Raw genomic sequence first — 8,804 nt, 5'->3', positions numbered from 1 at the left:
ACGTGGCGCATTAACCGCTTGATCCCGCCGGCCGGATTCACCATTTGAAATTCACCATCTGTGAGGTGGAGCGGCTGACAGTCCGAGCAGTCGACACAGCGCTGCGGGCGGGGCCTTGGGGTGGTCGCCGCCAGCCGCGGCTACGCGCTAAACGCCGCCGCGCCCAGCCCTGCGCCCGGACCCGCGCCAGCACCGCCGAAGCGCTAGCGCTCGGCGAGCTTGGACAGAAGGTCGTCGCGCACTTCGCGGCGGCGGATCTTGCCCATCTGGTCCTTCGCCAGCTCGTCGAAGTGGTAGAACGTGCGAGGCACCTTGTAGCGGGTGAGGCGCTCGCGGGCGAAGTCTTTGAGGCCGTCGGGGTCGAGGGCGGAGCCGTCGTTAAGCACGATGCATGCGACGACATCCTCGGAGCCGTCCTCGCGCGGGCGGCCCACGACCGCGACGTCGGCGACGTCCTTGTGGGTGCGGATGACCTCCTCGACCTCCGCCGGGTAGACGTTGAAGCCGCCGGTGATGATGAGCTCCTTGATGCGGGAGACCAGCTTGATAAAGCCGTCTTCCTCCATGATCCCCATGTCGCCGGTGCGGAACCAGCCGTCGTGGAAGACCTTCTCGGTGGCTTCGGGGTTGTTGAAGTAGCCGGAGAAGACCTGGGGGCCCTTGGCCAGGATTTCGCCGGCTTCGCCGAACGGCATGTCCTCGTCCGGGTTGTCGGGGTTGACGATGCGGATTTGGGTGTCGGGGAAGGGGATGCCGATGTAGCCGGGGCGGCGGTCGCCGGATTCGGGGTTGCCCACGATGATGGGGGAGGTTTCGGTGAGCCCGTAGCCCTCGACTAGGCGGCCGCCGGTGGCGCGCTCCCAGTCCTCGATGACCTCGGCGGGCAGCGACGACGCGCCGGAGAAGCCGATCTTGACTTCGGAGAGGTCCACGTTTTTCTTCTTCGCCGTCTTCACGATGCGCTCGAAGACGGTAGGCACGCCCGGGATGAAGGTGGGCGGGGTGATGCGGATGGCCTTCATGATCAGGTCCGTCTTCGGCGCCGGCAGGAGCACGAGCTCGGAGCCGACCAGCATGGTCAGTGTCAGGGAGAACGTCAGGCCGTAGGCGTGGAAGAACGGCAGGGTGGCCAGCATGCGCTGGTTGCCTTCTTGCAGCTCCTTGACCCAGGCCTGGCCCTGCAGCGGATTGGCGATGAGGTTGCGGTGCGACAGCGCCGCGCCCTTCGGGGTGCCGGTGGTGCCGGAGGTGTAGAGGATCACGGCGGGTGAATCCGCGGTGACGTCCTCGGGAACATGCAGGTCTGCACCTAGGCCGCCGATGGCGGAGCTGGTCAGCGACTCCCAGGGCACCGTGTGCAGGGAGGTGTTCTTGCTGGTGGCGGTGAGCGCCGCACGGGCCTCCAGGATCTTGGGCAGTGGGATGCGCAGGGCGAGCTGCTGGGCGCGCGGCATGGCCTTGGTCATGTTGACGCTGACCACGGTTTCCAGCGGGGTGTCCGCGCGCAGTTTCTCCAGCGTGTCGGCGGCCTTGTCCCAGGCGATGGCGATGCGGGCGCCGTGGTCGATGAACTGGGGGCGCAGCTCGTGGGCGGTGTAGAGGGGGTTGTGTTCGACCACCACACCGCCGATCATCTGCACGGCGAAAAAGGCGGCGACGTGCTGGGGACAGTTGGGCAGCATGATGGCCACGCGGTCGCCGGGGCGCACACCGAAGGCCTTCAGCCCGGCGGCGGCGCGGCGCACTTCGCGGTCGAGCTCGCCGAAGGTTTGGGTGCGTCCGAAAAACCTGGTGGCGATGCGAGAGACGTTCTTCGACAGGTTTTCCTGGTACAGCTCGCCGAGGGTTTTCTCGCCGTATTCCAGCGAGTGTGCGGTCCACTCGGGGTAGTACTGCAGCCAGGGTTTTTCGTCGTTGACGTTGGATGGGGTGAGAGCCATGCGCACCACCCTACGCTTTTCTCATCCCCGAACCTACGGTTGCGTAAGCAACTGGAGGAGCGTGTCGCGCACTTCCCGCCGCCTGATCTTGCCGGTCTGGTCCCGGTTGAGCTGGTCAAAGTGGTAGAAGTCGCGCGGGACCTTGTAGCGGGTCAGGCGCTGCCGGGCGTAGGCCTTGAGGCCGTCGGGGTCGAGGGCGGAGCCGTCGATAAGCGTGATGCAGGCGACGACATCCTCGGAGCCGTCCGGGCGCGGGCGGCCCACGACTGCGATGTCCTCGATGTCCGGGTGGTTGCGCATCACGCCTTCGACCTCGTCGGGGTAGACGTTGAAGCCGCCGGTGATGATCATTTCCTTGATGCGCGCGACCAGTTTGATCCAGCCGTCCGGCTCCATGACGGCCATGTCGCCAGTGCGGAACCAGCCGTCGTGGAACGCGCGCTCGTTGGCTTCGGGGCTGTTGAGGTAGCCGGAAAAGACCTGGGGGCCGCGCGCGAGCAGCTCCCCGGGTTCGCCGTCGGGCATGGTGCGCGACGGGTCGTCCGGGTCGGCGATGCGGATCTCGGTGTTGGGAAACGGCAGGCCGATGTAGCCGGGGCGCCGCGTGCCGTCGAGGGGGTTGGCGGCCAGGATTGGGGCGGTCTCGGTCAGCCCGTAGCCCTCGATGAGACGCCCGCCGGTGGCGGCTTCCCAGCGCTCGATGGTTTCCACAGGCAGGGTGGACGCGCCGGAGATGGAGGTGTGGATGGACGAGAGATCCGCGTTGGTTTCCACCGCCCAGTCGATGATCTTGTCGTAGAGGGTGGGCACACCAGGAAGCACGGTCGGGCGCGTTTTTGTGATCGCAGCCTGGTAGAGCTTCGGCTTCGGCGCCGGAACGAGCACCATCTCCGCGCCGATGGTCAGCGGCAGCGCGTAGTTCAACGCCAGGCCGTAAATGTGGAACATGGGCAGCACACCGAGAACTTTCTCGCGCACCGCGCCCCAGTCCTCCAGCCACTCCATGCCGGCCTTGAGCACTGCCACGATGTTGCCATGCGTCAGCGGCGCGCCCTTGGGCTTGCCGGAGGTGCCCGAGGTGTAGAGGATGAACGCCTGCATCTCTTGGGTGATCTGTGGGAAGTGCACGGAGCGGGACCGTTGCCGCATGAACTCGCGCCACGGCATCGCGTCGGGGGCGGGTTGGGTCAGCTCGGCGCGCAGTTTGGTCACCGGCGGGATGGGCAGCGACAGCGCCGCGCGCAGGTGCAGCGGGGTTTCTTCGAGCATGTTCACTGCCACCACGGTTTCGAGCTGGGTGTTCTGGGTTAATTGCGTAAACGTGCCCGCGACTCGGTCGAAGACGATTGCGATGCGGGCGCCGTGGTCTTCGAACTGCGGCTGAAGTTCCGCCGCGGTGTAGAGCGGGTTGTGCTCCACCACGGTCGCGCCCAGGCGCAGGATGGCGGTGACGGCGATGACGTGCTGCGGGCAGTTCGGCAGTGCGACGGCCACGCGGTCGCCGCGGCGCACGCCCAGTTGTGTCAGCCCGGCGGCGGCGCGGGCGACCTGTTCGTTCAGTGCCGCGTAGGTCATCGTTTTGCCCATGAACCAGGTGGCCGTGCTTTTCGGCTGCATGGCCACTGCCTGGTTGAACCAGCTCACGAGGGTGTCCGTCCCCGTGTTGGGGGCGGGGTCGGTCCACTTGGCGTAGTGGTCGATCCAGGCTTTGGTGTCAAAGGCTCCCACGGAGGCCCTCCTTATGGTTAGTTGGACGAAACAAGATAGCGACAAGTGTAACTTACGTTGCAGTAGGTTTGTTGCGCTGCGGCACACGCGGGTTTGCCCTAGGCTGTGGCGCGAAACCATGCAAGGGGGAATTGGGGGAGACCATGACTACCTATTTCGAGCCGTCCGCTGACGCTGACGCCGGGTTTGAGCTCACGCCACCTGCGGTGCTGGACCAGTCCAACCTGGTGGACCCGGTGAAAGCGCCGCCAAAGCAGGGCTGGCGCAAGCTCATCCACTCCGCTACGCGCGGCCGCATCAACCCGGGCGGTTCCCGGCGGGAGCTGGAGCAGCAGCAGCTTTTTGACGCCATCCGGGCACCCCTGCGCGGCGACTACCGCATCGCCGTGATGAGCCTGAAAGGCGGCGTGGGCAAAACCACCACCACAGTCGCACTCGGCGGCGTGTTCGCGCAGACCCGCGGCGACCGCGTCATCGCCGTCGACGCCAACCCGGACCTGGGCACCCTCGCCCAGCGCGCTGCCACCGCACCGCCGGCGACCATCCGCGACCTGCTGCAGGCGCCGGGCACGGAGCGCTATCCGCAGGTACGCGCCTACACCAACCAGGCGTCCTCGCGCCTGGAGGTCATCGGCTCCGAGCGCGACCCAGCCGTCAGCGAGTCGTTCTCGGAGGGCGACTACCGCCGCGCCATCGACATCCTGCAGCACCACTACAACGTCATCCTCACCGACTGCGGCACAGGCCTGATGCACTCGGCCATGGCGGGCGTACTCGATCTGGCCAACACGCTGGTGCTGGTGACCTCGCCGGCGCTCGACGGAGCACAGTCCGCGTCGGCCACCCTGGACTGGCTGAACCTGCACGGCTACGACCAGCTCGCCGCCAACGCAGTCGTGGTCATCTCCGCGTCCGCGCCGGGTAAGCCGACCATCGACATGGGCAAGGTCGCCGACCACTTTGCCTCTCGAACCCGCGCGGTGCACACCATCCCCTACGACCGCCACCTCGCCGAAGGCGCCGTGGTGGACCTGGAGCGCGTCGCCCCGACAACACTGAAGGCGTACCAGCACCTCGCGGCCACGGTCGCCGCCGACTTCGGGTCCTGGCACCGCCACGCCGCCCACTGACGGGTGCGGGTATGCGGGATCGTTCATTCGCCCGTGAATCATTCCGCCGTGAGCTTTTGGTGACCTGGGGATAGTGAACTATTCCGCTCCGTCCACCCACCCGCCGCGCTAGTCTTGCCCGCATGCGCGTCGCCATGATCTCAATGCACACCTCCCCGCTCGAGCAGCCGGGGACGGGTGATGCGGGCGGCATGAACGTCTACGTCCACAACACCGCCACCCAGCTGGCCCGGCAGGGCACCACGGTGGACGTGTTCACCCGCGCGACCCGCCCCAGCCAGGGCGAGGTGGTGGAGGTGGAGCCCGGCTACCGGGTTATCAACGTGGTGGCCGGGCCCTACGAGGGGCTGGAGAAGGACGACTTGCCCACCCAGCTCGCCGCGTTTTCCGGCGGGGTGGTGCAGTTCGCCCGCGCGAACGACGAAAACTACGACCTGATCCATTCCCACTACTGGCTCTCCGGCCAGGTGGGGTGGCTGTTGGCGGACTTGGCCGGCATCCCGCTGGTGCACACCGGGCATACCTGGGCGGCGGTGAAAAACGCCTACGCCACTGACGCTTCGGAGTCGGAGGCGCGCCGCATCTGCGAGCAGCAGCTGGTGGACAACGCCGAGGTCCTGGTGGTCAACACGGAGGACGAGACCAGCGAGCTCGCGCGCTTCTACGACGTGGACCCGGCGAAGATTTCCGTGGTCAGCCCCGGCGCGGACACGGAGCTGTTTACCCCCGGAACGAACCGCAACACGGAGCTGGCGCGGCGCCACCTGGGTATCCCGCTGCACGCGAAGGTGGTGGCGTTTGTGGGCCGGCTGCAGGATTTCAAGGGCCCGCAGGTGCTCATTCAGGCGATGGGGGAAGTGGTGCGCCGCGGCCGCGTCGACGGCCCGCTGCGCGTGATCATCTGCGGCGGCGCGAGTGGTGCGGGCTCGTCGGTGGAGCGCTACCGCGAGCTCGCCGCGGAAGAGGGCATCGGCGGCTGCACCCGTTTCCTCGGGCCGAGGCCGCCGGAGGAGCTGGTGAGTATCTACCAGGCCGCGGACATTGTGGCGGTGCCCAGCTACAACGAGAGCTTCGGGCTGGTCGCGGTGGAGGCGCAGGCCGCGGGCACCCCGGTCGTCGCGGCGCGCGTCGGGGGCCTCCCGCTCGCGGTCGCGGACGGGGAGACGGGGCTGCTGGTTCAGGGCCACGGCACGGAGGCGTGGGCGGAAGCACTCGAACAGTTGCTTATCGACGATCCCACGCGCATCCACATGGGTGAACAGGCCGTCAGCCACGCGAAAGCGTTTAGCTGGGCCGCCTCGGCGGACAAACTGATGGAGGTCTACGCCGACACCCTGTCCGGCTACGTCCCGGGCGAGGCCACCCGGGACGCCGGCGGAATGTAGCTAGAGGCGCTTGCCAATCTCCTCGCCGATGGAGGCCCCGCCCCAGTAGCCGATGCGGTCTGAGTGGTATCCGATGGCGCGGTTGATCTCCGCCGGGTCGAACTGGCCCTGCGAGGCCTTTTGCGCTAGGCCGGCCGCTTCCTGCTGGGCATTGTCGACGGCCTTGCGGAGCTCCTCGCGAGGTGCCGGCTGCTTGAAGTCGGGGTTGAGCTGCTTGATCTCGGCCGCGACGCGCTCTTCCTCATCGCCGGAGGTGGTGAAGTTCTCGCGCGGCGCGGTGGAGTCGGTGGGGGTGAACACTTCGTTGACGTGGCCGTCGGGGATGCCGTAGGCGTCCTCGATAATGCGGTCCACAGGCTGCGCCTTGCCGAGCGGCCCGAGCGTCATGGAGGACACGCCGACCGCGGCGCCGTCGCGGGGGTCGAAGTTCACGCCGCCGGAGTCGCCCTGCACGTAGTTCAGCCCCCAGCTGTAGATGCCGTTTCTTGTGCGGCCGATCTGCTTGGCGCAGGTGCGGCCCGTGGTGGCGCCGTCCTTGCAGATGGGCTGGCCGAAGTTGTCGACCGAGACCTCGCCCGGAGCGAGCGTGCGGAAGTCGCGCACGTGCGTGATCTTCACCGGCTCGCCCTGCACGCCGCCGTTGAAGTCGCGGGAGTGAGACAGGCCGGTCTCGGTCACGCCGTCGTCGATGCGCACCACGCCCCAGTCGGCGGTGCGGATGGACTGCATCGGGTTGCCCAGGCTCATGGCTTCCGGGGTGACGTGGTTGGACGCCACGCGCTCGCCGATGCGCTTGTACTCGGTGCCCACGGGGGCGTAGAACTCGTTTTTCACCTCCGGGAAGCCGGGCATGGTGTTCACGCAGTGCGACGCGGTGAGGATCACGCGCTGCGGCTCCTTGCCGGGCAAGTGCAGGGTGCCGTTGGGGCCCTGGGAGCAGGTGCCGGCCCAGCCGTCACGCGGCATGGTCAGCTTCTCGCCGGTGGGCAGGTCGATTGTTTTCGGCGGATCCTGCGGGAACACGCGCATCGGCGCGCCGGGTGCGACGAGCGCGGGCGCGGCTTCCGCCGGTGCGGGAATAGTTTGAGCTGCAAGGATGCTGGCTGCCGCGAGTGCTACGGCTGGTGTTCGGAGACTGAATCGCATGAGAATAACCTTAACGCGCGAGTCCGCTGATCGCGCCGAAAACCACGCCAGAGGTCAGCGGTGTGATTTAACGTAGGAACGCGTCGACGGCGCCGCGCACATCGTCGGCGTGCTGCTGCGCCGCCACGCCTGCGCGGCTGGCGAGGTCTTGCGCCGCCACGACCGGATCCTCAGCCTGCGGCAGCTGCGCGGCTTCCGCGCTGAACCGCGCCGCGTCCGCCTGCGCGCCCATGACGGCGCGGTCGAGCAGCTCGCGTGGCTGGGGGCCGTCGACAAGCTGCGGTGCCTTGTCAGGGGAGAACTGCCCGACCTCCTCGTACAACGGCGCGAAGTCGGCGCGCGGGGCAGGGGCCGCCGGGGTGAACGCCTCGTTGACCTGGCCGTCGGGGATGCCGTAGGCGTCCTCAAGAGCGCGATCCACCTGCTGCGAGTTGCCCAGCGGGCCGAAGCCGATGATGCTCAGCCCCACAGCCTCGCCGGTGCGCGGATCGTAGTTGATGCCGCCGGAATCGCCCGACTCGTAGCCCACGCCGAAGTGCCACACGAAGTTCTGGGTGCGGAACATCTGCACGCCGCAAGAACGGCCCGTGCGCATCCCGTCCTTGCAGATGGGCTGGCCGGCGTTGTCGAAGCTGATCAGCTCGTCGCCGCGCAGGTTGCGGTAGTCCTTCACTCCGGTGATTGGCACCGGCGCGGACGGGCCGCGGCCCTTCTGGTCCACCGACGACGCCGCGCCCGACGCCTCCACACCGGGCGCGAGGCGCACCGTCGCCCAGTCGGGCTCGTCGATGATGCGGTAGAAGTCCATCAACTCGCCGTTGCCCAGTTCAAACGGGGTGCGTTGCCTATCGACGTCACCCACACGCGGGTAGCCCACCTTGCCGCCTTCACGCAGCGGCGTGAACACGACCGGGCGGACAGTCTTGCTCTTGGACTCGAGGCAGTGCGCCGCGGTGACCATCACCTGCTTCGTCTCACCGTCCGGGGTGCGCACGGTACCAACCGGGCCCTGGCTGCACCGCGCGGTGTCGGCGAAGGAGTCGGAGCCTTCGTCGAGCATGGCGATCGGCGCACCGGGCGCGGCGAGTGCGGGGGCTGCGGCGGCGGTGCTTGGGGTGCCGAGGGCGCCGAGGGCGACGCAGGCGGCGGCGAGGGTGGCTGCGAGGGCAGCTGCGGGGCGGGTTACGGGGCGGGATTTCAACATGCCTTCAGACCCTAAACCCTGCCCGCAGGCACGGGGCGGTCCGGCCCTCCCCGCCCGGCCGCTACCGCTCGCGGATCCAGCTACAAGGGTCCAGCTAATCGGCCCCTGGGGGAGCGCGGACAGAAAGTTGGAGTGTTGGGGGCTGGAAGGTATTCCGATGCCCGCAGGGTTTCCATCTGATATCCGTGATGGTGCGGTTGAGAGGTTTTTGGCTGGGGCGTCTGCCCGCGAGGTCTGCGATTGGGCTGAACACGCGTGTGGTCGCCGACCG

At 67.8% G+C, this 8,804-nt stretch carries 6 protein-coding genes; 2 read left to right on the top strand and 4 right to left on the bottom strand.

The genetic code is table 11. From position 1 onward, the window contains the following. Positions 1–203: 203 nt before the first annotated feature. Positions 204–1,940, bottom strand: coding sequence for a long-chain-fatty-acid--CoA ligase (locus HMPREF2791_RS05200; RefSeq protein ID WP_070475355.1), 1,737 nt, complete (start codon positions 1,938–1,940; stop codon positions 204–206). A 33-nt stretch (positions 1,941–1,973) separates the two neighbouring features. Next, positions 1,974–3,668 (bottom strand): long-chain-fatty-acid--CoA ligase, encoded by a 1,695-nt coding sequence (locus HMPREF2791_RS05195; RefSeq protein ID WP_070844645.1) that lies wholly within the window; start codon positions 3,666–3,668, stop codon positions 1,974–1,976. Between the two features lie 143 nt (positions 3,669–3,811). On the opposite strand from HMPREF2791_RS05195, the gene HMPREF2791_RS05190 reads away from it, so the two are divergent. Together HMPREF2791_RS05190 and mshA are read left to right on the top strand one after the other, a co-directional pair. Beyond that, a complete protein-coding gene (locus HMPREF2791_RS05190) occupies positions 3,812–4,798 on the top strand; it encodes a MinD/ParA family ATP-binding protein (RefSeq protein ID WP_070844644.1) in 987 nt (328 codons plus the stop codon). Between the two features lie 122 nt (positions 4,799–4,920). After that, positions 4,921–6,183, top strand: a complete 1,263-nt coding sequence (mshA, locus tag HMPREF2791_RS05185; RefSeq protein WP_070844643.1) for a D-inositol-3-phosphate glycosyltransferase — start codon at positions 4,921–4,923, stop codon at positions 6,181–6,183. Here the strand turns inward: mshA and HMPREF2791_RS12160 are convergent, their stop codons facing one another. Continuing rightward, complete coding sequence (locus HMPREF2791_RS12160) at positions 6,184–7,329, bottom strand: chymotrypsin family serine protease (protein ID WP_210400156.1); 1,146 nt, start codon at positions 7,327–7,329, stop codon at positions 6,184–6,186. Positions 7,330–7,396: 67 nt separating this feature from the next. Beyond that, positions 7,397–8,533 carry a chymotrypsin family serine protease gene (locus tag HMPREF2791_RS05175; RefSeq protein ID WP_070844641.1) on the bottom strand — a complete coding sequence of 379 codons (1,137 nt, stop codon included), beginning with the start codon at positions 8,531–8,533 and terminating at the stop codon, positions 7,397–7,399. Positions 8,534–8,804 lie beyond the last annotated feature (271 nt).

Source organism: Corynebacterium sp. HMSC034A01, from assembly GCF_001838175.1.
Classification (GTDB): Bacteria; Actinomycetota; Actinomycetes; order Mycobacteriales; family Mycobacteriaceae; genus Corynebacterium.
The sequence above is the reverse complement of the archived record's forward strand: the minus strand, read 5'-3'. Positions and strand labels throughout refer to the sequence as shown.

Coding starts and splice junctions, on each gene's coding strand:
- HMPREF2791_RS12160 (WP_210400156.1), bottom strand. CDS start 7,329: ATGCGATTCAGTCTCCGAACACCAGCCGTAGCACTCGCGGCAGCCAGC.
- mshA (WP_070844643.1), top strand. CDS start 4,921: ATGCGCGTCGCCATGATCTCAATGCACACCTCCCCGCTCGAGCAGCCG.
- HMPREF2791_RS05190 (WP_070844644.1), top strand. CDS start 3,812: ATGACTACCTATTTCGAGCCGTCCGCTGACGCTGACGCCGGGTTTGAG.
- HMPREF2791_RS05200 (WP_070475355.1), bottom strand. CDS start 1,940: ATGGCTCTCACCCCATCCAACGTCAACGACGAAAAACCCTGGCTGCAG.
- HMPREF2791_RS05175 (WP_070844641.1), bottom strand. CDS start 8,533: ATGTTGAAATCCCGCCCCGTAACCCGCCCCGCAGCTGCCCTCGCAGCC.